Origin of the sequence: Ruania suaedae, assembly GCF_021049265.1 — a bacterium.
Taxonomy (GTDB): domain Bacteria; phylum Actinomycetota; class Actinomycetes; order Actinomycetales; family Beutenbergiaceae; genus Ruania; species Ruania suaedae.
Genome location: NZ_CP088018.1, coordinates 1,396,315 through 1,417,724, shown reverse-complemented (window position 1 = coordinate 1,417,724; position 21,410 = coordinate 1,396,315). Strand labels below are relative to the sequence as shown.

General features: G+C 71.9%; 21 protein-coding genes. 8 read left to right on the top strand and 13 right to left on the bottom strand.

Annotated elements, in window-relative coordinates; genetic code table 11:
• Positions 1-44: 44 nt before the first annotated feature.
• From ftsL to mraZ, 3 genes are all read right to left on the bottom strand, one after another.
• Complete coding sequence (ftsL, locus tag LQF12_RS06500) at positions 45-443, bottom strand: cell division protein FtsL (protein ID WP_231055153.1); 399 nt, start codon at positions 441-443, stop codon at positions 45-47.
• Complete coding sequence (rsmH, locus tag LQF12_RS06495) at positions 440-1,405, bottom strand: 16S rRNA (cytosine(1402)-N(4))-methyltransferase RsmH (protein ID WP_231055152.1); 966 nt, start codon at positions 1,403-1,405, stop codon at positions 440-442. The genes ftsL and rsmH overlap by 4 nt, the downstream gene beginning before the upstream one ends.
• Positions 1,406-1,611: 206 nt before the next feature.
• Positions 1,612-2,040: a division/cell wall cluster transcriptional repressor MraZ gene (mraZ, locus tag LQF12_RS06490; protein WP_231055151.1), complete on the bottom strand. Its 429-nt coding sequence runs from the start codon at positions 2,038-2,040 to the stop codon at positions 1,612-1,614.
• Between the two features lie 231 nt (positions 2,041-2,271).
• Here mraZ and LQF12_RS06485 point away from each other — a divergent pair, with 231 nt between their 5' ends.
• Genes LQF12_RS06485 through LQF12_RS06475 form a run of 3 tightly spaced genes read left to right on the top strand, consistent with a single transcriptional unit; the run spans position 2,272 to position 6,526 of the window.
• Positions 2,272-3,225 (top strand): AAA family ATPase, encoded by a 954-nt coding sequence (locus tag LQF12_RS06485; RefSeq protein ID WP_231055150.1) that lies wholly within the window; start codon positions 2,272-2,274, stop codon positions 3,223-3,225.
• A gap of 5 nt (positions 3,226-3,230) precedes the next feature.
• On the top strand, positions 3,231-4,361 hold the full coding sequence (locus LQF12_RS06480) for a DUF58 domain-containing protein (protein WP_231055149.1): 1,131 nt from the start codon (positions 3,231-3,233) through the stop codon (positions 4,359-4,361).
• On the top strand, positions 4,358-6,526 hold the full coding sequence (locus LQF12_RS06475; RefSeq protein WP_231055148.1) for a transglutaminase TgpA family protein: 2,169 nt from the start codon (positions 4,358-4,360) through the stop codon (positions 6,524-6,526). Before LQF12_RS06480 ends, LQF12_RS06475 begins: the two co-directional genes overlap by 4 nt.
• Positions 6,527-6,611: 85 nt before the next feature.
• Here the strand turns inward: LQF12_RS06475 and LQF12_RS06470 are convergent, their stop codons facing one another.
• From LQF12_RS06470 to LQF12_RS06460, 3 genes are all read right to left on the bottom strand, one after another.
• A complete protein-coding gene (locus tag LQF12_RS06470) occupies positions 6,612-6,959 on the bottom strand; it encodes an SCO2097 family morphological protein (RefSeq protein ID WP_231055147.1) in 348 nt (115 codons plus the stop codon).
• A gap of 80 nt (positions 6,960-7,039) precedes the next feature.
• Positions 7,040-8,287, bottom strand: a complete 1,248-nt coding sequence (dinB, locus tag LQF12_RS06465; protein WP_231055146.1) for a DNA polymerase IV — start codon at positions 8,285-8,287, stop codon at positions 7,040-7,042.
• Positions 8,288-8,300: 13 nt separating this feature from the next.
• Positions 8,301-8,708, bottom strand: coding sequence for an SAV_6107 family HEPN domain-containing protein (locus LQF12_RS06460; protein ID WP_231055145.1), 408 nt, complete (start codon positions 8,706-8,708; stop codon positions 8,301-8,303).
• A 121-nt stretch (positions 8,709-8,829) separates the two neighbouring features.
• Between LQF12_RS06460 and LQF12_RS06455 the strand changes: the two genes are divergently transcribed.
• On the top strand, positions 8,830-9,714 hold the full coding sequence (locus LQF12_RS06455; protein WP_231055144.1) for a spermidine synthase: 885 nt from the start codon (positions 8,830-8,832) through the stop codon (positions 9,712-9,714).
• Positions 9,715-9,777: 63 nt separating this feature from the next.
• On the opposite strand, the gene LQF12_RS06450 is transcribed toward LQF12_RS06455, so the two are convergent.
• Positions 9,778-9,981: a cold-shock protein gene (locus tag LQF12_RS06450; protein ID WP_231055143.1), complete on the bottom strand. Its 204-nt coding sequence runs from the start codon at positions 9,979-9,981 to the stop codon at positions 9,778-9,780.
• Between the two features lie 263 nt (positions 9,982-10,244).
• Positions 10,245-11,174: a proteasome assembly chaperone family protein gene (locus LQF12_RS06445; RefSeq protein ID WP_231055142.1), complete on the bottom strand. Its 930-nt coding sequence runs from the start codon at positions 11,172-11,174 to the stop codon at positions 10,245-10,247.
• Between the two features lie 191 nt (positions 11,175-11,365).
• Between LQF12_RS06445 and LQF12_RS06440 the strand changes: the two genes are divergently transcribed.
• Together LQF12_RS06440 and serA are read left to right on the top strand one after the other, a co-directional pair.
• Positions 11,366-13,603: a HelD family protein gene (locus tag LQF12_RS06440; RefSeq protein WP_231055141.1), complete on the top strand. Its 2,238-nt coding sequence runs from the start codon at positions 11,366-11,368 to the stop codon at positions 13,601-13,603.
• Positions 13,604-13,645: 42 nt separating this feature from the next.
• Complete coding sequence (gene serA / locus LQF12_RS06435; protein WP_231055140.1) at positions 13,646-14,863, top strand: phosphoglycerate dehydrogenase; 1,218 nt, start codon at positions 13,646-13,648, stop codon at positions 14,861-14,863.
• A gap of 99 nt (positions 14,864-14,962) precedes the next feature.
• Here serA and LQF12_RS06430 read toward each other — a convergent pair whose 3' ends face one another.
• On the bottom strand, positions 14,963-15,172 hold the full coding sequence (locus tag LQF12_RS06430; RefSeq protein WP_231055139.1) for a DUF5302 domain-containing protein: 210 nt from the start codon (positions 15,170-15,172) through the stop codon (positions 14,963-14,965).
• 118 nt (positions 15,173-15,290) lie between these two features.
• On the opposite strand from LQF12_RS06430, the gene mgrA reads away from it, so the two are divergent.
• The gene (gene mgrA / locus LQF12_RS06425; RefSeq protein ID WP_231055138.1) at positions 15,291-16,343 is read left to right on the top strand and encodes an L-glyceraldehyde 3-phosphate reductase; all 1,053 of its coding nucleotides are present in this window, start codon (positions 15,291-15,293) and stop codon (positions 16,341-16,343) included.
• Between the two features lie 84 nt (positions 16,344-16,427).
• On the opposite strand, the gene nrdR is transcribed toward mgrA, so the two are convergent.
• Together nrdR and LQF12_RS06415 are read right to left on the bottom strand one after the other, a co-directional pair.
• Positions 16,428-16,895: a transcriptional regulator NrdR gene (gene nrdR, locus LQF12_RS06420; protein WP_231055137.1), complete on the bottom strand. Its 468-nt coding sequence runs from the start codon at positions 16,893-16,895 to the stop codon at positions 16,428-16,430.
• A gap of 159 nt (positions 16,896-17,054) precedes the next feature.
• Positions 17,055-17,480: a LysM peptidoglycan-binding domain-containing protein gene (locus tag LQF12_RS06415; protein ID WP_231055136.1), complete on the bottom strand. Its 426-nt coding sequence runs from the start codon at positions 17,478-17,480 to the stop codon at positions 17,055-17,057.
• A gap of 313 nt (positions 17,481-17,793) precedes the next feature.
• Between LQF12_RS06415 and lexA the strand changes: the two genes are divergently transcribed.
• Entirely contained in the window at positions 17,794-18,417 is a 624-nt protein-coding gene (gene lexA / locus LQF12_RS06410; RefSeq protein ID WP_231055135.1) for a transcriptional repressor LexA, read from the top strand.
• 19 nt (positions 18,418-18,436) lie between these two features.
• Here lexA and LQF12_RS06405 read toward each other — a convergent pair whose 3' ends face one another.
• The gene (locus LQF12_RS06405; protein ID WP_231055134.1) at positions 18,437-19,372 is read right to left on the bottom strand and encodes an L-lactate dehydrogenase; all 936 of its coding nucleotides are present in this window, start codon (positions 19,370-19,372) and stop codon (positions 18,437-18,439) included.
• Positions 19,369-21,297: an ATP-dependent DNA helicase gene (locus LQF12_RS06400; protein WP_231055544.1), complete on the bottom strand. Its 1,929-nt coding sequence runs from the start codon at positions 21,295-21,297 to the stop codon at positions 19,369-19,371. Before LQF12_RS06400 ends, LQF12_RS06405 begins: the two co-directional genes overlap by 4 nt.
• Positions 21,298-21,410 lie beyond the last annotated feature (113 nt).

The window sequence follows — 21,410 nt, the reverse complement described above, 5'->3', positions numbered from 1 at the left end:
GTCCTCTCGATCTCTGCGTGCCTCGCGCTCGTCTACCGGTGGTCTCAGTCCTCGCCGACGAGGGCCTCGTCCTCACCGAGAATCCTGCCCTCGGACAGGACCAGATACCTGATCTGACCCGCCGGTTCCATCCCGATCTCTGCGGCCGCGCGCTCCAGCTGGGTGGGTGAGGCGAGTCGGTCCGCCTCCTGGGCCAGCGTCTGCTGCTGCTCCGACAGCCGTGCCAGGGCGATCCGCTGCTCGTGGATCTCGTACGAGGTGGCCGCCATGGAGGTGTTGAGGAGCAGCACGCTCAGCAGCGCGGCCCCGAGGATGCCCAGGCAGAGCATGATGAACGGCACCCGGCTGCGCCCGGCCTCCGGTGCCCGGACGATGCGCAGCCGCGGGCGCCACCGGGTCCCGCCGGCCGGCAGCGGCCGCGAGCGCAGCGGTAGTGCACTCATGAGGGGCTCCCTTCGCGGATCCGTTCGGCGGCCCGTACACGCACCGACGCCGAGCGGGGGTTGCGCTCGCGCTCGGCGTCGTCGGCCTGCTCGGCACCCCTGGTGAGCAGCCGCAACGTCGGCTCCTGCTCGGGCAGCGGGACCGGGAGGTCGGGGGGAGCGGTCGAGGTCGCCCCGGCAGCGAGTGCTCGCTTGACCAGGCGGTCCTCCAGCGACTGATAGGACTCGACGACGATCCGACCGTGCAGGGCCAGCGAGTCGAGGGCCGCCGGCATCGCGCGGGCCAGCACCTCCAGCTCGGCGTTGACGGCGATGCGCAGCGCCTGGAAGGTCCGCTTGGCCGGGTTGCCGCCGGTGCGGCGCGCGGCGTGCGGGATGTTCGCCCGGACGAGGTCGACGAGCTCGCCGGAACGCGCCACGGGCCGCTCCTGCCGGGCGCGCACCAGGGCGCGGGCGATCCGGGGGGCGAACTTCTCCTCGCCGTAGGCGTACAGGATCCGGCGCAGCTCACTCTCCGGCTCCTGCGCCAGCAGCTCGGCCGCCGTCCGCCCGGTGCTCTGGTCCATCCGCATGTCCAGCGGAGCATCCTGGGCGTAGGAGAAGCCGCGCTCTGCCTCGTCCAGTTGCATCGACGAGACACCCAGATCGAACAGGATCCCCTGAGCCCGACCGCCGGCGTGCACGGTCGCGACCTGCGCGATCTCGTCATAGACGGCGTGGACGGGCACGAAGCGCTCGCCGAAGTCCGCCAGCCGGCGGCTCGCAGCGGCGATCGCCTCCGGGTCCCGGTCGATCCCCACGACCACTAGGCCGGGGAACCGACGTAGCGCGGCCTCGGCGTGTCCGCCGAGGCCGAGGGTCGCATCGATGAGCACCGCTCCGGGTGTTCCCACCGCGGGCTCGAGCAGGTCGAGGCACCGCTGCGCCAGCACGGGGAGGTGCCGGTCCGGCGATGTCGTCACGTGCTGGCCTCTCTGGTGGTGCCGATGGATGGATGCGGATGAGGGGGCCCGTCGGGGTGGAGGGAAGTGGAGGGGCCCTCCTCACTGGGGTGGTCGGGTGGCCCTCCGCTCACCCGACCAGGACTCCCCCCGCCTGCTCTGGCGCCGGGGAAGTGCGTCAGAGTCGCGGTGAGAGACCGAGCAGGGCGATCGGTGGGCCGGAGCCGTCATAGTCCGGGCAGGACCTCCTCGCTGATGTCGGCGAATGCTTGTTCGTTCTCGTCCAGGTAGGTGTTCCAGGCCTGCAGATCCCAGATCTCGACCTTCGTCCCGGCACCGATGACCGCCAGCTCACGGCCGAGGCCCGCGTAGTTGCGCAGGTTGCCCGTGATGGTCACCCGTCCCTGCTTGTCCGGGATCTCGTCCGAGGCGCCGGAGAGGAACACCCGCATGTAGTCCCGGTTGCGCTTGGACGTGGTGGACGCGTCCTGCATCCGGGCGAGGATCCGCTCGAACTCGGTACGCGGATAGGCGTACAGGCACCGGTCCTGACCACGGGTGATCACGATTCCGGCCGACATCGGCTCCCGGAACTTCGCAGGCAGGATCAGGCGGCCCTTGTCGTCCAGTCGCGGCTCATACGTGCCGAGGAACAAGGTCCACCTCCTTCCCACTCCGCTCCGGTGGCCCCCACATTACTCCACTTCCCTCCACTTGCAAGCACCAATCGGGAGTTTTCCGCACGAGAATGGGGCAAAAGCGCAGGCCAGAGCCGGTGGAGGAAAGTGGAGGATCGCGACCGCGGGTTGACCCCCTCGCGCCGACTGCAGCCACAGCCGGCCCTCCCGTGTCCCACGGGGCGGGCGGTGGCCCCGTACCCTCGGACCATGACCGAGCAGGGAACACTGACCGAGACCGCGCTCTCGATCGCCCGTCTCCGGGACGCGCTCGAGACCGTGGTGCGGGGACGCCCGGACGCGATCCGGACGACGATCGCAACCTTCCTGGCGGAGGGGCACCTGCTGCTGGAGGACGTGCCCGGGGTGGGCAAGACCACTCTCGCCAAGGCCCTGGCGGCGTCGGTGGAGGGGTCGGTGGGACGTGTCCAGTTCACGCCGGACCTGCTGCCGGGGGATCTGACGGGCGTGACGGTCTACCGCCAGGAGACGGGGGCGTTCGACTTCCATCCCGGCCCCGTGTTCGCCACCGTCGTCATCGGGGACGAGATCAACCGGGCCTCCCCCAAGACCCAGTCGGCACTGCTCGAGTGCATGGCCGAACGCCAGGTCACCGTCGACGGCGCCACGCACGACCTGCCGCGGCCGTTCATGGTCATCGCCACGCAGAACCCGGTCGAGATGGAGGGCACCTACGCCCTCCCCGAGGCACAGCGGGATCGCTTCATGGCACAGATCTCCATCGGCTATCCGCCTGCCACCGACGAGCTGGACCTGCTCACCACCGGTGGGGAGAGCGATCCCCTGACCCGCGTGCAGCCGGTGCTCTCCCTCGAGGACGTCCGGCATGCCGTGAGTGCCGCTCGGGCCGTGCATGCCTCTGCCCAGGTGCTGCGCTACGTCCTCGACCTCGTTCGTGCCACCCGCGAGCACCCCTCGCTCTCGCTCGGGGCCTCACCGCGCGCCGGCCTGCACCTGATGGCGCTCGCGCGCGCCGTCGCTCTGATGGACGGTCGCGACTTCGTCCTGCCCGACGACGTGCAGTCCCTGGTCCAGCCGGTGCTCGGGCACCGCGTGATGCTCACCCGCGCGGCACGCCTGGCGCACACCGGCGTCGACGACGTCCTCGCCGAGGTCACCTCGTCCGTCCCGGTCCACCGGTAGGTTTGATGCGCCCGACCGCACGAGGGGCAGGTCTGCTGATCGCCGGGGCCGGCCTCGCCTTCCTCGCCTCCGCGATGAGGTCGCCGGAGATCGCCACGCTGGCGGCCCTCGCACTGACCGCTCCGGTGGTGAGCATCGTCTGGCTGGTAGGGCGGCGGATCATCGGCCCCCGGCCGGACCTGGTGCGCACCATCGAACCCCGACGGCCCCACGCGGGTGATCTCGTCCAGGTGCAGCTGGGGGCCGGCAGCCGCGGCTCCGACGCGTGGACGTCGCTGCGCGAGCGCATCCCGGCAGGGATGAACCGCGAGTCGACGACGGCGAACGGTTACCTGATGCGGCCCCCGGTCCGCGGCGTCTACTCGATCGGTCCGGCAGTGATCGTGCGCAACGATCCGCTCCGGCTCGCCCGCAGCAGATACGCGGCGCCCGGTCGCGACGACCTGATCGTGTGGCCGGCCCTGACCGATCTGAGCGGACTCGTGCGGGCGTGGGCCGACCGTCTCTCGGCCCACGCGGCGGCCGGCCGCCCGGATCGCACCCCGGACGATCTCACCCTCCGCGAGTACCGCCCCGGTGATGATCTGCGCCGGGTGCACTGGCGGGCCTCCGCCCGCCACGGCGAACTCCTCACCCGCCAGGACGAGCCCACGCAGGACCAGGTGGCCGCCCTCGTGCTCGACGTCGGACCGGCCGAGCCGAGCGGGCCTGCCACCGGGACCGAGTGGCTCGTCGGCGCGGCGGCGTCGATGACGGTCGCCATGATCGAGTACGGCTTCCGGGTGCGCACCACCGCGACGTGGTCCCGCGCGGGGGGCACGGTCGCCACCGACAGCGTCACCATCGCCGACACCGCCACCGCGCTCGACGTCTTCGCGCGCGCACAGCACCCGGCCTCCACCGCCGCACTGCCCTCCGAGTCCGGGGCAGCCCTCTGCCTGGCCGCCCTGCGCGCCCCCTCGCCCGAGACGGCGACGGCCCTGAGCGCATGGACGGGTCGGCGGATGGCGCTCCTGACCGATGACCGGCACGACGCAGCGACCATCCTGGCGGGTGCGGGCTGGGCCGTGCGCGTCGCCGGCCCGGGAACCGCCGCCGACGACGCATGGGCAGATCTGCTCGGGAGCCACGCGTGATCGGCCTCGCGCGCACGGCGGCCGTCGCTGCGCTGATCCTGACCAGCACCGCCACCATGTCCAGCCTGGTCGCGGTCTCGCTGTGGGCACCGGAGCTGGTGATCGTGCTCGTGCTCGTCTCCGCCGTGCTGGTGGCGTTGCGCTCGCGCACCCGCCGCGTGCTGGTGCCCACCCTCGCCGCGCTGGTGCTGGGAACAGCAGTGGTGCACGGCTGGTACTCGCGCCAGGTCGCGGCGGTGCCAGGAGTCCCGGACGCCGACAGCATCGCCTACCTCGATCGCCTCGTACGCGAGGCGATCGCTCACACACAGGTGGTCCTGCCCCCGATCACCGATCAGGAGGGCGTGGGGATGCTGGTGGTCGCCGGCGCCCTCCTCGCGTTCCTGCTCGCCGAGCTCGTGGCGGTGGGATGCCGCGCACCCGTGTGGTCGATGGTGCCGGTGCTGGCGCTGTGGTGCGTCCCGGTGTTGCTGGACGCCCGGGTGGGGCCGGTGCTGCTGGCAGCGAACGGGGCGGCGTTCCTGGCGGTCCTCGCCACCTCGGCTGCGCCGCAGCGCGCGGCACGTGCGACCCGTGCGGACGGGCCAGGCGGCTCAGGCGGACGGCGCCGTGTCCCGGCATGGCCGATCGCCACCGGCGCGAGCCTCGCGGTCAGCCTGGTCCTGGCGCTGGTGGTCGCCCCCTCGATGGCGGCCCTACCCAACCCGGTCCGCATCCACACCCCGGCCGAGCTCGGACAGGCACAGTTCACCCGGCTCGAGCTGGGGCTCGACCTGCGCGACGACCTGCTCCGGCGCTCGGAGGAGGAGGTGATCACCTACACGGGCATGTCCCCACAGGAACTGGGCCCGCTGCACGCCTACACGATGACCGAGTTCGACGGATCGACGTGGGACCGTCGCCGGGAAGCCACCGACGAGGTTCTGCCGGTCGAGGACGAGCGCCAGCTGCTCTGGCCCGAGCCGGTCAGCCGCACCTCCGGCGAGAGCGTCACCATCACCGTCGGCGATCTGCGTCAGGACCGTCTGCTGCTGCCCGGGGAGCCACGAACCGTGTCGGCGCCGGACGGCACCAGCTACGATCCCGGCGCGGACGAGCTCCAGGTCGACCGCGCCGAGCCGGGCAGTTCGCTCACCTACGAGGTCACGCTGCACCGGCGGGACCTGGACCCGCAGCTGTTGCGCAGATCCGACCCTCGCGCTGAGCAGGCCGAGCCGGAGCTGCTCGAGCTTCCCGGAACCGGGTACGCGGAGGACATCGGCGATCTCGCGCGCGAGATCGTCGAGGACGCCGGCGCCGAGACGGCCTACGAGGAGGCCTTGGCGCTGCAGAACTACCTGCGCGATCCGGCGGAGTTCACCTACACGGAGTCGGTCACGGGAGTGCGCACGACCGACGCCGTCTGGGACTTCCTCAACGATCGTCGCGGCTACTGCGTGCAGTTCGCGACCACGATGGTGATGCTCGCCCGCAGCCTGGACCTGCCGAGCAGGATCGCGATCGGCTACCTCCCCGGCAGCGGCACCGACGACGGCGGTGCGATCGGCTCGCACTCGGCCCACGCATGGCCCCAGATCCACTTCCCGGGCAGCGGATGGGTCCGGTTCGAGCCCACGCCCTCCCAGCAGACCGGGACGGCACCGGAATGGGCGCCGGAGCAGGACGAGGAGCAGACGGAGGAGCCGGCCGAGGCCCAGGAGCCGTCCGCACCCCCCGCGGAGGACCCGGAGGAACCGGCCGAGGAGACCCCGGAGGAGGACGACCCGCAGGCCGGGGCCGAGACGCCCTCGGGTGGCGCCCGCTCGGCGGATCTGCAGCAGTGGTGGGCCCTGGCGGCGGCCCTGGTCCTGAGCCTCGGCGCCGCGGTGGCGAGCCTGTGGCTTGGGCGGCGCGCAGCGCTGGGACGGGCCGGAATCGAGCCCGCGTGGCGGCGCACCCTCGTTCGGCTCGAGCGAGCCGGCGTCGAGGTCACGGCCCAGAGCACGCCCCGCGCGATCGCCCATGCGGGCCACGGCGTCCTCGACCCGGCCGGGGCCCGGGCACTGGAGGAGTTCGCCCGCGCGGTCGAGGCCGAGCGCTACGGCCGGGAACAGACGCAGACCCCGAGCGAGCAGATCACCGGCTGGGTGCGCACGATCGGCGCAGGGCTGACGCCCACGCGTTAGCGAGATCCGGGCGACACCGAGCGCAGCGATGGCCGTCGGGGACGGGCACCGCTGCACTCGGCTATGCCAGCCGCCGGGGAACCGGTCAGCCGCTGTCGTCGCGTCGCTTGTCCCAGCGTTCCTCGAGCCGGGACATGAACGATCCGTCCGTCTTCTGCTTCAAGGGACGCACGTTGCTCTCGTGCGTCTCGTGCGCAGCAGCTCCGCGTGGGCGCGAGATCGCGAGCATCACACCGGCGAACATCGCCAGAAATCCCACGATGCCCAGGATGACGTAGGACGTCGCCACGCCCGCGACCAACATTCCGACGCCCGCCAGGCCGAGAAGCGTCCCGAGCACGACATTGCGCGGACGTCGCACAGCCGTGCCGGAGATCGCGTTCGCCAGCTTGGGGTCGTCGGAGCGCAACTGCTGCTCCATCTGCTCCAGCACGCGCTGCTCGTACTCGGAGAGAGGCATCGCACCTCCCGATCGGTTCCAGGTACCCCCACCTGCGGGGGTTCGTCTTCGTATCAGGATAAGTCGCCGCGAGCATTCTCGGTAGTTGGGACCGGAAGAAGAGATCCAGCCGTCAGCGAGGACAGTCCGTACCGCTGCCGGATACGGTCCATCGCCACCTCGGCATCGCGCCGTTCGGTGCCGGCATCGTCGAGCCTGACCTGGACGGCGGTGCGGGCGGCCTCGGTGAGCGACTCGCACCGTAGGCCGAGCAGCCGGACACCTCCGGCCGGGACCGAGACCCCGGCGAGGAGCTGGCGTGCGAGGCGATAGAGCTCGTGGGCCACATCCGTGGGAGCGTCCAGCGCCCGGGAGCGGGTGAGGGTGGTGAAGTCCGCGTCGCGCACCTTGATCGCGACACCGCCGGCGAGCAGCTCGGCTGATCGGAGCCGGGCGGCACACCGGTGAGCCTGGTCGAGCAGGACGGCGTCCAGATCTCCACGGGCGCGCAGATTCTCGGCGAAGGTCTGCTCATGACCGATCGACTTCTCGCGCCGGACCGGCTCGACCGCGCGCGGGTCACGGCCCCACGCCAGATCGAGCAGCCGCCGGCCACCGGACTCCCCCAGCGCCGCTCGCAGGGTGTCGGCGGGGGTGTGCGCCAGGTCGGCGACCGTGCGGATCGCCAGCCGAGCGAGGTGCGCCTCGGTTCTCTCACCGACCCCCCACAGCGCCCCGACCGGGAGCGAATGCAGGAACCCGACCGTCGCGGCGCGCGGCACGAGCAGCATCCCGTCGGGCTTGGCATGGCTCGAGGCGAGCTTCGCCACGAACTTCGTCGAGGCGATCCCCACCGATGCCGGCAGTCCCAGCTCCTCGGCGATCCGGGCGCGCAGCGCCTGGGCGATCGCGGCCGGGGGCCCGAGCCGGCGGCGGGCACCGGAGACGTCGAGAAACGCCTCGTCGATGCCCAGCGGCTCGATCACCGGGGTGATGTCACCAAGGATGCGCATCACGCCGCGAGACATCTCGCGGTACCTGCCGTGGTCGGGCGGGATCACGATCGCCTGCGGGCACAGCACGCGGGCGCGCGTCATCGGCATCGCCGAGTGCACTCCGCTCGCCCGGGCCTCGTAGGTCGCCGCCAGGACCACCCCCCGGTGGCGCCCGCCGACGATGACCGGCCGGCCGCGCAGCTCCGGCCGCTGCAGCAGCTCCACCGAGGCGAAGAACGCGTCCATGTCCACGTGCAGGATCGGGGTCTGGGAGTCGTCCGCTCCCCAGTCGCGTCGCGCGTCGGCACTCCGCGGTGCACGGCTCACCGCCGGGCCCCGGTCATGACGCCAACGCCGGGGCGCTGGGCTGTCGCTCGCGCGCGACCTGGGCGACACGATCGACCAGGTCGGTGGCCGCGGCGACCACCTCCTCGACATGGTGCGCGCTCAGGTCCACGGGCCGCCCGGTCTCGATCGCTGCCCGAACCGCTGCCCCCTGCGCGAAGTAGGCAGCCCACGGCTCCCACTCGGGTCCGCACTCGCCGAGCTGCTCCCACACGCTGCGCACCTGCCGGCGGCGTGAGCGTGAGGTGCTGTGGCCGGGGTGGAGGGCCAGCACCGCGGCGCCCGCGCGCAGCGCCGCCATGTGGGCGTGCAGGAAGGAGCCGGCCAGATCGCCGTCCGAGTGGACCTGCCCCAGTTCGAGCTGCGCTCGGCGCAGCAACTGCCCTGCTGTCGTTCCGACCATGGCGGGACCTCCTGCCGCTCGTGCTCCTCGTCGACCGCCCTTCCATTATCGAACATCGGTTCGACCGGAGTCAAGGGCTGTCGTTCTGGCGGGTGAGGTGCGGGGCGGTACCGTCGTGTCCATGCCGCGACGCTCCGCCTCCCGCCGCGGGGGCTCGTCCACCCCCGCGCGTTCGACGGGGACCGCTGCGGTGCAGGCACTGCCGGCAGGTCCCGTCCCGACCTCGATGACCACGGTAGAGCTGACCACCGACAGTGCGGATCCGACGGGCGTGATGATGCTGCTCGACGGGGCCGAGAGCTCCCATCTCGACCTGGCCGACCCCCGCCGGCTGCTGTTCGAGTACATGCAACAGATGATGGCCGCGCTGGAGGAGATGTTCGACCCGGGCGCCCGGCTGCGGGCCGTTCACCTGGGTGCCGCGGGGTGTGCCTTCCCCCGCGCGGTGGACGCCACCTGGCCGGGCTCGCGCCAGCTGGCCGTCGAGATCGATGCCCGGCTCGCGGAGTACGTCCGGCAGTGGTTCGACCTGCCGCGCTCGCCGGCGCTGCGGATCCGCGTCGCGGACGCGCGGGAGGCGATCGAGGGCGTGCATCCCGGGAGCAAGGACGTCATCGTCCGGGACGTGTTCGCCGAGCGGCGACCACCCGCGCACGTGTGCACGGTCGAGTTCACCCAGGCCGCCGCGGCGGCCCTGGACGCCCACGGCGTGTACCTGCTCAACACCGCCGACCGGCCGCCGCTGGACCACGCCCGTCGCGAGGTGGCCACCGTGCTCGAGGTCTTCCCGCACGTCGCCGTGGTCGCCGAACCTGCGGTCCTCAAGGGCCGCCGCTACGGCAACCTCGTGGTGATCGCCTCGATGTCGCCGCTACCGGAGGCGTCCCTCGACCGGCGGATGCGCACGCTGCCGGTGCCGGCGACACTGCTGGTCGGGGGGCGCCTCGGCGAACTCGTGGGCACCTTCCCACCGCTGCGGGACCCGAGCGCGCCGCCGGCGTCCTAGCTGCACCCGCAGACGCCGATGGCCCGCACCCGACTCGGGTACGGGCCACCGGCGTCGATCCGCTCAGACGGCGCGGACGCTCTCCGCCTGGGGGCCCTTCGGACCCTGCGTGATCTCGAACTCCACCCGCTGCGCCTCGTCGAGGGTGCGGTAGCCGTCCGACTGGATGGCGGAGTAGTGGACGAAGACGTCGTCGCCGCCGCCGTCCTGGGCGATGAAGCCGAAGCCCTTCTCCGCGTTGAACCACTTGACGGTTCCTTGTGCCATGTCGTGCATGTCCTTCCGGGGACGTGGGTCGGCGGGCCCTTGTGCCCACCGCTGGTGGTGCCGCAATGCTTCGCCGCACGCCAGCGCGGTCGGCCGACGGTGGACCGCCGGTCGGCCGTGAGACCCGCACCGCCAGGCGCGTGCCCCGGGTCGTACGTGGTGAAACGTCTGCAACGACGAAATTCTGGCACGCACCCGCGTCCGATCGCCACTGTCCGGCGTCGATCACCGTGACCAGCACGCAGGCCGGCAGGCCGGCAGGGTCACCGGTCGCCGTCGGGCTCCTCCCGGCCGGCCAGGAAGGCCTCGAACTGGGCCGCGAGCTCCTCGGCGCTGGGCAACTCCTCCATCGCCGGTCGCAGCGCCTGCCGCGTCTCGTCGTCGGAGGCCTCCACGAAGGAGTCGTACTGGCGCTCCAGCGCCCGGACGACGGCGGTGACCTCCTCCGACTCCGACACCTGGCGGTCGACCTCGCCTCGCACCTGCGCGCCACTCGCCTCCAGGTCACCCACCGGCAGGCTCATCCCGGACACGCGCGTGACGTGCCGGACCAGTTCGGCGGCAGCCTGGGGGTACTCCGACTGCGCCAGGTAGTGGGGCACGTTGACGGCGAAGCCCATCGCATCGCGCCCCTCCTGGCCGAGCCGCAGTTCGAGCAGCGCTGCGGCGCTGCCGGGTACCTGCACCCGGGAGAAGTAGTTGGGGTAGGCCTCGATCAGCTCCCCGCGCGAGGCGTGGGCGGTCACCGTGAGTGGGCGCGTGTGCGGCACGCCCATCGGGATCCCGTGCACGCCGATGGTCAACCCCACGCGGTAGTCCTCGACCACCGTGCCGACGGCACGCACGAATCGTTCCCACTGCAGGTCCGGCTCCATCCCGTGCAGCAGGAGCATCGGGGCGCCGTCGTCGTCACGCACGAGGTCGACGACGAGCTCGGGCTGGTCGTACTCGGTCCAGGTGCCCTCGTCGAAGGTCATGACGGGCCGGCGCGAGCGGTAGTCCACCAGCCGGTCGACGTCGAACTCCAGCAGCCGCCGCGACGGCAGCTTCTCGGTGAGGTGGCGCGCCAGCAGGTGCCCGGCGTGGCCGGCATCGATCGAACCCTGCATGGCGTGCACGAGCACCGGTGACTCGTCCTCGTGCAACTCCGGCGGGTCCTCGACCACGCGGTACAGCTCCCGGGGATCGCTCATCCTCATCCTTCGCCTCGCCCAGCACGTCCATTGACTGCACGCGGCAACAGTGGCCGGGTGCTCACGATTCCCTCGTTCACCCGCAGCGAAACCCTGCCGCGCCGGTCGCCGCCGGGCGCCCGAGAGCCCGGCGTCATCGTGGATAATAGATCGTCGCCTCACGACCCGAGCACGAAAGGGAGCGCCGATACGTGGCCTCTAGCGATGCGGTGCCCGATCCTGCCTCGGCGGACTCCTCGGTGGCTCACCGGCTCGAACAGGAGCATCTGGACCGCGTCTACGCACGTCTCGACGACCTGCGCGAGCACACCCGCACCCGTCTCGGCGCGGTGCGCCGCACGGGCGCGACGGGCAGTCACCAGAACCGCTCCGAGCGGGACGCCTTCGCCACTCTGTACGAGGACAGGCTCGCCCAGCTCAACGCGGTCGAGGAGCGCCTCGTCTTCGGCCGGCTCGACCTGGCCGGGGACGAGCGCCGCTACGTGGGCCGCCTCGGCCTCTCCGACGCCGAGCACGTGCCGATGCTCACCGACTGGCGTGCGCCGGCCGCGCGCGCCTTCTATCAGGCCACGGCCGCCCATCCCGGTGACGTGGTGCTGCGCCGGCACCTGCAGACCAAGGACCGCCAGGTGGTCGGCATCGAGGACGACGTGCTGGATCTGGACGCCGTCGCAGACACCGACGTCGTGCTGTCCGGCGAGGGCGCCCTGCTCTCGGCGCTGAACGCCCAGCGCACGGGACGCATGGGCGACATCGTCGCCACCATCCAGGCCGAGCAGGACGCGGTGATCCGTTCCGGGCTCGACGGCGTCCTGATTGTCGAGGGCGGGCCGGGCACCGGTAAGACCGCGGTCGCGCTGCACCGCGCGGCCTACCTGCTGTACGCCCACCGTCAGCGGATCGAGCGCTCCGGAGTGCTGCTGATCGGGCCGAGCCGGGTGTTCCTGCGCTACATCGAGAAGGTCCTGCCCTCCCTCGGCGAGACCGGCGTGGTCGCGATCACGATGGCGGACCTGGTGCCGGGGATCGACGCCACCGGCACCGAGAGCGACGAGGTCGCCGAGATCAAGGGCCGCCGTGAGTGGAGCTCGATCATCGCGGCAGCCGTCCGTGCCCGCCAGCGGGTGCTGCCCGAGCGGGACCTCGTGGTCGGCTCGGTCCGGCTGCGCCTGCTCGAGGACGACGTGCGCCGGGCGCAGGAGCGGGCCCGCCGCACGCGCTCCCCGCACAATGTGGCCCGGGTGACATTCGTGCGTCACATGCTCTCGTCGCTGGCCGCGCAGTACTCGGAGAAGGTGCCGGGTGTGGGAGAGGACGACCGCGCCGACATCATCGAGGAGCTGCGCGGCTCGCGCGATGTCCGGATCGCCCTGAACCTGTGCTGGATGCCGCTGTCGGCGACCGGTCTCCTCGAGGACCTCTACGCCAAACCCCACCGGCTCGCCGAGGCCGCGCCCCGGCTGTCCGCCCGGGATCGCCGGCTGCTCGAGCGCGGGCGCGGCGAACCCTGGACGCCGGCGGACGTGCTGTTGGTGGACGAGGCGGCCGAACGCATCGGTGAGGACGACGAGGCGGAACGCTCCAGATCACAGGCCGATCAGAGCCGGCGTGAGGCCGATGTCGAGTACGCGCGCGAGATGCTGGAGCAGTCCGGGGCCGGCGACGGCCTGATCGACGCCCAGACCGTCGCCGAACGCTTCTCCTCCTCGGGTCCGGAGCTGACCACGGCCGAGCGGGCCCTGGCCGACCGCCGGTGGACCTACGGGCACGTCGTCATCGACGAGGCCCAGGAGCTCTCACCGATGGCGTGGCACGCCCTGCTGCGGCGCAACCCCACCCGCTCGATGACGATCGTCGGCGACGTCTCGCAGACCTCCAGCCGCTCCGGTGCACGCAGCTGGTCACAGATGCTGGAACGCCCGTTGCGCGGCCGGTACCGCACCTCGACGCTCACCGTGAACTACCGCACGCCCGCCAGCGTGATGGCGGCCGCCCGCGCCATGATGACTGCTGCGGACCCCGACCATCCCCCGACGCCGGTCACCTCGGCACGTGAGGTGCCGGACGCCGTCGCGGTCTCCCGAGCCGAGGACCTGCTGACCACGCTCGCCGACGTCGTCTCCCAGGAGCGTGCCCGCCTCGACGGCGGCCGCCTGGCCGTGATCGTGCCGACCGGGCTGCGCTCCGCCGTCGTGGACGCGCTCGGCGGACATGGGCGGATCGACCTCACCCAGGAGGTCGTGGTGCTCGATCCGACGGCGAGCAAGGGGCTCGAGTTCGACGTCGTGGTGCTGGCCGAGCCCGCGCGCATCCTCGCCGAGGCCGGGCGGCCCGGCGACCTGTACGTGGCGATGACACGCCCGACCCGTCGGCTGCACATGGTCCACACCGAGCCGCTGCCCGCGGGCCTCGAGGCGTCCAGCACCTGAGAACGATTGGGACTTCGGCGCCGGCAGGAGCACGATGGGGCCGTGGTCAAGGCACTCCTCCTCGAGAACATCCATCACCTCGGCAGTGAACTTCTGCAGGGCTCCGGCTTCGACGTCAGCACCCGGCCCGGTGCGCTCGACGAGGACGAGTTGATCGAGGCGCTCCGTGGCGTCCAGGTTCTGGGCCTGCGGTCCAAGACCAACCTCACCCAGCGCGTGCTCGAGAACGCCCCTGACCTGCTGGCCGTGGGCGCGTTCTGCATCGGCACCAACCAGATCGACCTGCGCGCTGCGGCCGAGGCGGGCGTGGCGGCGTTCAACGCCCCGTTCTCGAACACCCGATCGGTGGTCGAACTCGCGCTCGCCGAGATCATCGCGCTGACCCGGCGGCTGACCGAGAAGGACAAGTCGCTCCACGCCGGGATCTGGGACAAGTCCGCCAGCGGCGCCCACGAGGTGCGCGGCCGCACGCTGGGCATCGTCGGCTACGGCAACATCGGCACCCAGCTCTCGGTCGTGGCCGAGGCGCTCGGCATGCGGGTGATCTTCTACGACACCGCCGAGAAGCTGGCGCTGGGCAATGCACGGCGGATGCCCAGCCTGGACGCGCTGCTGGACGAGGCCGACGTGGTGACGCTCCATGTCGACGGCCGCGCCGGGAACGCCGGGATGTTCGGGGCCGGCCAGTTCGGTCGTATGAAGGCCGGCGCGATCTTCCTCAATCTCTCCCGCGGGTTCCTGGTGGACTACGCCGCGCTGCGCCGGGAGGTGCTCGAGGGCCGCATCGCCGGTGCCGCGGTCGATGTGTTCCCGCACGAGCCCAAGAGCCAGGGCGACGCGTTCGACTCCGAGCTGCGGGACCTGCCGAACGTGATCCTCACCCCGCATGTCGGCGGGTCGACCGAGGAGGCTCAGCAGGACATCGGCACGTTCGTGGCCGGCAAGCTGCGCGACTACCTCGAGAACGGGGCCACAGCGCTCAGTGTGAACCTGCCCGCCCTCATTCTGGACCGGCCCGATCAGGAGACGCTGCGGATCGCGCACCTGCACCACAACGTCCCGGGCGTGCTGGCGGCGGTCAACCAGACGCTCTCGAGCGCGGGGGTCAACATCGAGCGTCAGACCCTGAGCACATCCGGTTCGACCGGCTACGTCGTCACCGACGTCGGCAGCGACCTGCCGGCGGACACGATCGCCCGGCTGGAGGCCATGGAGGCGACGATCCGCGTTCGCGCGCTGCGTCCAGGGGCCGAGGACTGACACTCACACAGACACACAGACCCAGACGCACAGACGCACAGACGCACAGACGCACAGACGCACGCTCCCGGACCCACGCCGGGCCCGGGAGCTGGTCGGTCAGCCGGACTTGCGGCGGAAGACTCGCCGACCCCCGCTGCCCTCGACCTCGGGTCCGTGCACCTGGCCGGTGTTGCGCGCGCCCTGGGCGCTCGGGTGGTCACGCTCGGCCTTGCGGTCGAGCGCCTCGCGCATCCGAGCCTTGGCCGCTGCCATCGGATCCTCCCGCTCGGGCGCGCCGGCCTCCTCTGCATGCGGTGCGTGTGCCACAGGTCCTCCTGTCGTCGCGCCCTGAGGGGCCGGTCGGCCCGGGCCCGGACGGCGGTACTCGGCCCTCCCCCAGCGTGCACCGGATGCTCGGCTACCACCAGGGAAATAGCATCGTGGCATGACGACGCCGTATCACGCCGCACCTTCGCGCTACGACTCGATGCCGTGGCGCCGCTGCGGCCGGTCCGGCCTCGACCTGCCGGCCATCTCCCTCGGACTCTGGCAGAACTTCGGGACGGACCGCTCCCTGCAGACCCAGCGCGATATCGTGCTCCACGCCTTCGATCGCGGGATCACCCAGTTCGATCTCGCCAACAACTACGGGCCCCCGCCCGGTGCCGCCGAGACCGTGTTCGGCCGGCTCCTCACCGGCGAACTCCGGGCCCACCGGGACGAGCTCGTCGTGGCCACCAAGGCCGGATACCGGATGTGGCCCGGCCCGTACGGTGAGGGCGGCTCGCGCAAGTACCTGCTCGCCTCGCTCGACGCCTCGCTGCGGCGGCTGGGGGTCGACTACGTCGACATCTTCTACAGCCACCGCTTCGACCCGACCACACCGCTGCACGAGACGCTCGGCGCGCTCAAGAGCGCCATCGATTCCGGCAAGGCACTCTATGCAGGCATCTCCTCCTACTCGGCGGCGCGGACCCGTGAGGCGATGGCGGTGGCGAGCCGGATCGGTCTCGACCTGGTCGTCCACCAGCCCTCGTACTCGATGATCAACCGGTGGGTCGAGGAGCCGGACGGGAGCGGGGAGAGCCTGCTGGACGTGCTCGACGACGTCGGCCTCGGCGCCGCGGTCTTCTCGCCGCTCGCCCAGGGGATGCTGACCCGCAAGTACCTGCACGGCATCCCGGAGAGATCGCGCGCAGCGGGCGAGGGGCCCTTGCGCACCTCGTTCCTGACCGAGGAGAACCTGGCCCGCATCCGGGCGCTGAACGCCATCGCCGAGCGACGCAACCAGACCCTCGCGCAGATGGCCATCGCCTGGGTGCTCCGCGACCCACGGATCACCACCGCGCTGATCGGGGCCTCCAGCGTGGACCAGCTCGATGACACGCTCGGCGCGCTGGACCACCTGGACTTCACGCGCGAGGAACTGGCCGCCATCGACGAGCACGCTCACGACGGCGGCGTGAACATCTGGGCGAACAGGTCCAGCCGGCTCTGAGCCCGGCACCGCGCCGCCGGGAGCCTCCCCGGGGTGTCGCCGTCGGTGGCCCGGGCTTCCCCTCCCGAGCCACCGACGGCCGTCTCAGGGCAGGGACCGGGCCTGCGCCCGGTCCTCTCGCAGCGCAGTGATCGCTGCCTCGAAGTCCTCCAGCGAGCAGAAGGACCGGTACACGCTCGCAAAGCGCAGATAGGCCACCTCGTCCAGCGCCCGGAGCGGGCCGAGGATCGTCAGGCCGACCTCGTGCGCGTCGACCTCGGCCACGCCGGTCGAGCGGACGGCCTCCTCGACCTGCTGGGCGAGCAGGGCGAGATCGTCATCGGAGACCGGGCGGCCTTGGCAGGCCTTGCGCACACCCGCGATGATCTTGTCCCGGCTGAACGGTTCCACGGCACCGGAACGCTTGACGACGCTCAGGCTCGTGCTCTCGACGGTCGTGAACCGCCGCCCGCACTCAGGGCACTGCCGCCGGCGGCGGATGGAGGCGCCGTCGTCCGCCGTGCGCGAATCGACCACGCGCGAGTCGCCGTGGCGACAGAACGGACAGTGCACCGGTCGGGATACCTCTCGTCGAGACGAGGCCGCAAGAACCCAAGATCTGCGGCAGTCACACTAGTGTAACTACTAGATCTGGGCAGCGGCGGACAGGACCCGGCCGTCCGCGTGCAGGCACGGGCGGACCGCCACGGACGGGCCGTCACGGGCACGACGTCATCCCGCCGCCGGCACGCTCAGCTGCTGGCCGGTGTGCACGGTCGAGTCCGTGAGTCCGTTGAGCGCCATGATCTGCTCGACCACGGGGCGGACATCCTCACCCGGCGCGGCCACGCCCTCGGCCACCACCCACAGGCTCTCGCCGGCACCGACGGTGACCGTCGCCACCGCAGCCGGTGCGGACTCGTCAGCAGGAAGCGCGAGACCGAGCGCCGACCCGAGCGCGGCCGCCGCGACGAACGCCAGCAGGCTGAGGACGACCTGCCCGCGGCGCGTCAGCCGCGCAGGGCCGGTGGCGGCGTCAGCCGACGACCGCGCATCCTGCGTTGGGGGCGCCGGCACGAGTTCCGGTACCGCCACCAGGTGGCGGGGACGGGCGGGGGCGGGGCGAAACTCCGGGGTCGGAAGGGCAAGGGCGCTCATCTGCGCTCTCCTCTCGATCGTGCTCTCGGGAGCAATTCGAGCCAGCTGGCATCGAACACTCGTTCGTCGAACATCTGTTGCGACCGTAGCACGCATGTGCGACAGTTGTCGACACGCCAGTCGAACAGATGTTTCCGATGCTGCGACGCTCGCCGTAGGGTGAACATCGACTCTGGAGAGCACACCACCGACCACCGACATCGACTCCACCGTCGAGACCCGAGGCCCCTTGGAGGACGCCGTGAGCCGCGCGAAATCAGACCCGAAGGACCGTCCTGGACCGGACGGGCTCAGCCCGCGTCAACGCAAGATCATGGACTCGATCCGCACGAGCCTCGAGAAGAAGGGCTACCCGCCGACGATGCGGGAGATCGGCCTGTCGGTCGGACTGGCGAGCCCGTCGTCGGTGAAGTACCAGCTGCACCTGCTGGAGAAGAAGGGCTACCTGCGCCGGGACCCGGTCTCCACCCGTGCGATCGAGATCATCCACCCCGATGACGCACAGGAGGTCGCGGCGGAGCCGGAGGAGCTGACCCTGCACGACGGTGGCCAGGCCGATGTGCGCGCGACCTACGTCCCGGTGGTCGGCCGGATCGCCGCCGGCGGACCCATCCTCGCCGAGCAGGCGGTGGAGGACGTCTTCGCACTCCCCCGCCAGCTCGTCGGCGAGGGTGACCTGTTCCTGCTCAAGGTGGTCGGTGACTCGATGATCGACGCCGCCATCTGTGATGGCGACTGGGTGGTGGTCCGGCAGCAGAAGGTGGCCGAGAACGGTGAGATCGTCGCCGCCATGATCGACGGCGAGGCCACCGTCAAGACCCTCAAGCGCACGTCCGAGGCGCTCTGGTTGCTCCCCGCGAACCCCGCCTACAGCCCGATCGACGGCACCGACGCCGAGATCCTCGGCCGGGTCGTGAGCGTGCTGCGCTCGCTCTGAGCACGGCGCCGGCCGGCAGTCAGAGCCCGCAGCGCCGCGCCGTCTCCCGGACCGAGTCCGCGCTGGCCCGCAGTGCCGCGAGCTCGGCGTCATCGAGGGGGATCTCCAGCTGACGGGACACACCCGTGCCGTCGACGACCGACGGGACGGAGAGGCAGACCCCGGAGATCCCGTGGTATCCCTCCAGCAGGCCGGAGACGGGCAGCACGGCACCTTCGGCGCGCAGGATGGCCTGGCTGATGCGGGTGGCAGCGAGACCGATCGCGTAGTTGGTGGCGCCCTTGCCCTCGATGATGCGGTAGGCGGACTCGACCACCTCCCGTGCGAGGCGGTCGCGCACCGACGCACCGAGTTCGGGGAGCTCACGAGCGGGCACGCCCCCGATGGTCGCCGAGCTCCAGATCGCGACCTCCGAGTCCCCGTGCTCACCGAGGACGTAGGCGTGGACGTTGCGCACGGCCACACCACAGGCGGTCGCGACGAGGTAACGCAGCCGGGAGGAGTCCAGCACGGTGCCCGAGCCGAGGACCCGGGCCGGTGGCAGTCCTGAGATCTGCTGGGCGGCGTAGGTGACCACGTCGACCGGATTGGTGACCATCAGATAGACGGCGTCGGGAGCAACCCGGACCAGGCCGGGCAGCAGCGTCCGCATCAGTGCGACGGTCGTGCCGGCCAGGTCCATCCTGCTCTGCCCGGGGTGCTGCTTGGCGCCCGCAGTCACCACCACCAGATCCGCGCCGGCACAGATGTCGATCTCGTCCGATCCCTCCACGCTGCCCATCGGCACGTACTCGATCCCGTGTGCCAGGTCGAGCGCCTCCGCCCGCACCTTGGCTCCGTCGACGTCGTAGAGCACCACCCGCCGCGCCACGCCGTGCATGAGAGCCGCATAGGCGTAGGTGGCGCCCACCGCACCGGCTCCGACGACGGCGATCGTGCCCGCGCCCGCGCTCACGACGACGCCAGTCGTCGCAGGGCGGCCAGCACCACGTCACGATCGGTTGTCGGCCACAGCGGCGGCAGACTCGCGGTGAGGAAGGTTCCGTAGCGTGCGGTGCGCACGCGCGGGTCGAGCACCGCGACCACCCCACGATCGGATGTCGAGCGGATCAGCCGGCCCGCGCCCTGGGCGAGCAGCAGCGCGGCGTGGGTGGCCGAGACGGCCATGAAGCCGTTCCCGCCGCGGGCAGCCACGGCCTCGGCCCGGGCCGCCTTGACCGGGTCGTCGGGACGCGGGAAGGGGATGCGGTCGATGAGCACGAGCCGGCTCGACTGCCCCGGGACGTCCACCCCCTGCCAGAGCGAGAGCGTGCCGAACAGCGAGGCGGCGGGATCGGCCGCGAACTCCCGCACCAGCGTCGGCAGCACGTCCTCGCCCTGCAGCAGGACCGGTGTGTCCAGCCGCTCGCGCATCGCCTCGGCCGCGAGCTGCGCGCCGCGGCGTGAGGAGAACAGCCCGAGGGCGCCGCCTCCGGACGCGGCCACCAGTGCCTCGATCTCGTCGAGCACGCGCTCGTCCGTCCCGTCCCGTCCCGGCGGCGGCAGGTGCCGTGCCACATAGACGATCCCCTGCCGGCCGTAGTCGAACGGCGAGGCCACCGACTCGGCGCGGTAGCTGCCGGCGCGCAGGCCCAGCGCGCCGGCAGTGGCCTCGAAGGTGCCACCGAGGGCGAGGGTGGCCGAGGTCAGCACGGCGCTGCGTCCGGCCAGCAGCTCGCCGGCGATCGGTCCCGCGACGTCCAGCGGTGCGACCATCAGTCGCGAGGCCTCCCCCGGTCGGCGGCCGCGCTCGCACCAGAGCACATCGGTCTTGTCGGTCACCCGGTCCGAGAGCAGCCGGTCCGCCACCTCGAAGAGCACCAGCAGCGCGCTCTTGGCCATGGTCACCCCACCGGCGGCCTCCCCCTTGCCCTCGCCCTTCATCGCGGACATACCCTCGCGTGCGGCGTCGGCGACCGAGCGCACGACGCCGGTCAGCTCCGAGGGCAGACCCGCCGGCAGCCGGCCCTCGGGCACCTGCATCAGCAGCGTGCGCAGCTCGGCGGCGGCGTCGTCCATCCCGGCGAGGGCGATGCCGCCGTGACGGCGAGCCGTCCGGGCGGTGCGCTCGACCACAGCGGCCGAGAGTTCCACCGTCGCCTGCGCCGTGACCCGGTCGCCGAGCTCGTGCGCCTCGTCGACGATGAGGATCTCGTGCTCGGGCAACACCTTGGGCGAGCCGGAGGCAGCGATCCCGAGCATCGCGTGGTTGGTCACGACCAGATCCGCCTCCCGGGCGGCGGTGCGCGCGCGTTCGGGGAAGCACTCGGCCAGCAGCGGGCACTTCTGCCCCAGGCACTCCATCGAGGTGATCGAGACCTGCCGCCACGCCCGCTCGCTGACGCCGGGCACCAGGTCGTCGCGGTCGCCGGTCTCGGTCTCGGCGGCCCACTCGCGCAGGCGCACCACCTGGGTGCCGAGCGAGTCGTCCACCGCCGCCTGCCCCGGGTGCTCCTCCGCCGCCGACGGCGCCGCCTCCGTGGCCGAGAACAGCGTTCCCTCCTCGTCCTCGGGGTAGCCGCCCGCCAGCTTGTGCTTGCACACGTAGTTGTGCCAGCCCTTGAGGAGGGCGACCTCGGGGGCCCGGGGAAGGTGCTCGGCCAGCGCGTCGGCCACGAGCGGGAGGTCGTGCCCGATCACCTGGCGCTGCAGCGCCAGGGTGGCGGTCGAGACGATGGCACGCTGGCCGGAGCCGACGGCGCGGGCGAGGGTGGGCACGAGATAGGCGAGCGACTTGCCCGTCCCGGTCCCGGCCTGGACGAGCAGGTGGGCGCCGTCGTCGAGGGTGTCGGCGACCGCGCGCGCCATGGCGTGCTGCCCCTCCCGGCGTGCACCGCCCATCGACTCCACGACCGCGTCGAGCACCGCGTCGATGGCATGCGCAGTCGCGGTCTCGCCCGACCCGTCGGTCGCGGTCCTCACCTCAGCAGCCACCCGACGACGGTAGCGCGTGC

Coding starts and splice junctions, on each gene's coding strand:
- ftsL (WP_231055153.1), bottom strand. CDS start 443: ATGAGTGCACTACCGCTGCGCTCGCGGCCGCTGCCGGCCGGCGGGACC.
- LQF12_RS06485 (WP_231055150.1), top strand. CDS start 2,272: ATGACCGAGCAGGGAACACTGACCGAGACCGCGCTCTCGATCGCCCGT.
- LQF12_RS06480 (WP_231055149.1), top strand. CDS start 3,231: ATGCGCCCGACCGCACGAGGGGCAGGTCTGCTGATCGCCGGGGCCGGC.
- LQF12_RS06460 (WP_231055145.1), bottom strand. CDS start 8,708: ATGGTCGGAACGACAGCAGGGCAGTTGCTGCGCCGAGCGCAGCTCGAA.
- LQF12_RS06455 (WP_231055144.1), top strand. CDS start 8,830: ATGCCGCGACGCTCCGCCTCCCGCCGCGGGGGCTCGTCCACCCCCGCG.
- LQF12_RS06450 (WP_231055143.1), bottom strand. CDS start 9,981: ATGGCACAAGGAACCGTCAAGTGGTTCAACGCGGAGAAGGGCTTCGGC.
- LQF12_RS06445 (WP_231055142.1), bottom strand. CDS start 11,174: ATGAGCGATCCCCGGGAGCTGTACCGCGTGGTCGAGGACCCGCCGGAG.
- mgrA (WP_231055138.1), top strand. CDS start 15,291: ATGACGACGCCGTATCACGCCGCACCTTCGCGCTACGACTCGATGCCG.
- LQF12_RS06415 (WP_231055136.1), bottom strand. CDS start 17,480: ATGAGCGCCCTTGCCCTTCCGACCCCGGAGTTTCGCCCCGCCCCCGCC.
- lexA (WP_231055135.1), top strand. CDS start 17,794: ATGGACTCGATCCGCACGAGCCTCGAGAAGAAGGGCTACCCGCCGACG.
- LQF12_RS06400 (WP_231055544.1), bottom strand. CDS start 21,297: ATGGGCGGTGCACGCCGGGAGGGGCAGCACGCCATGGCGCGCGCGGTC.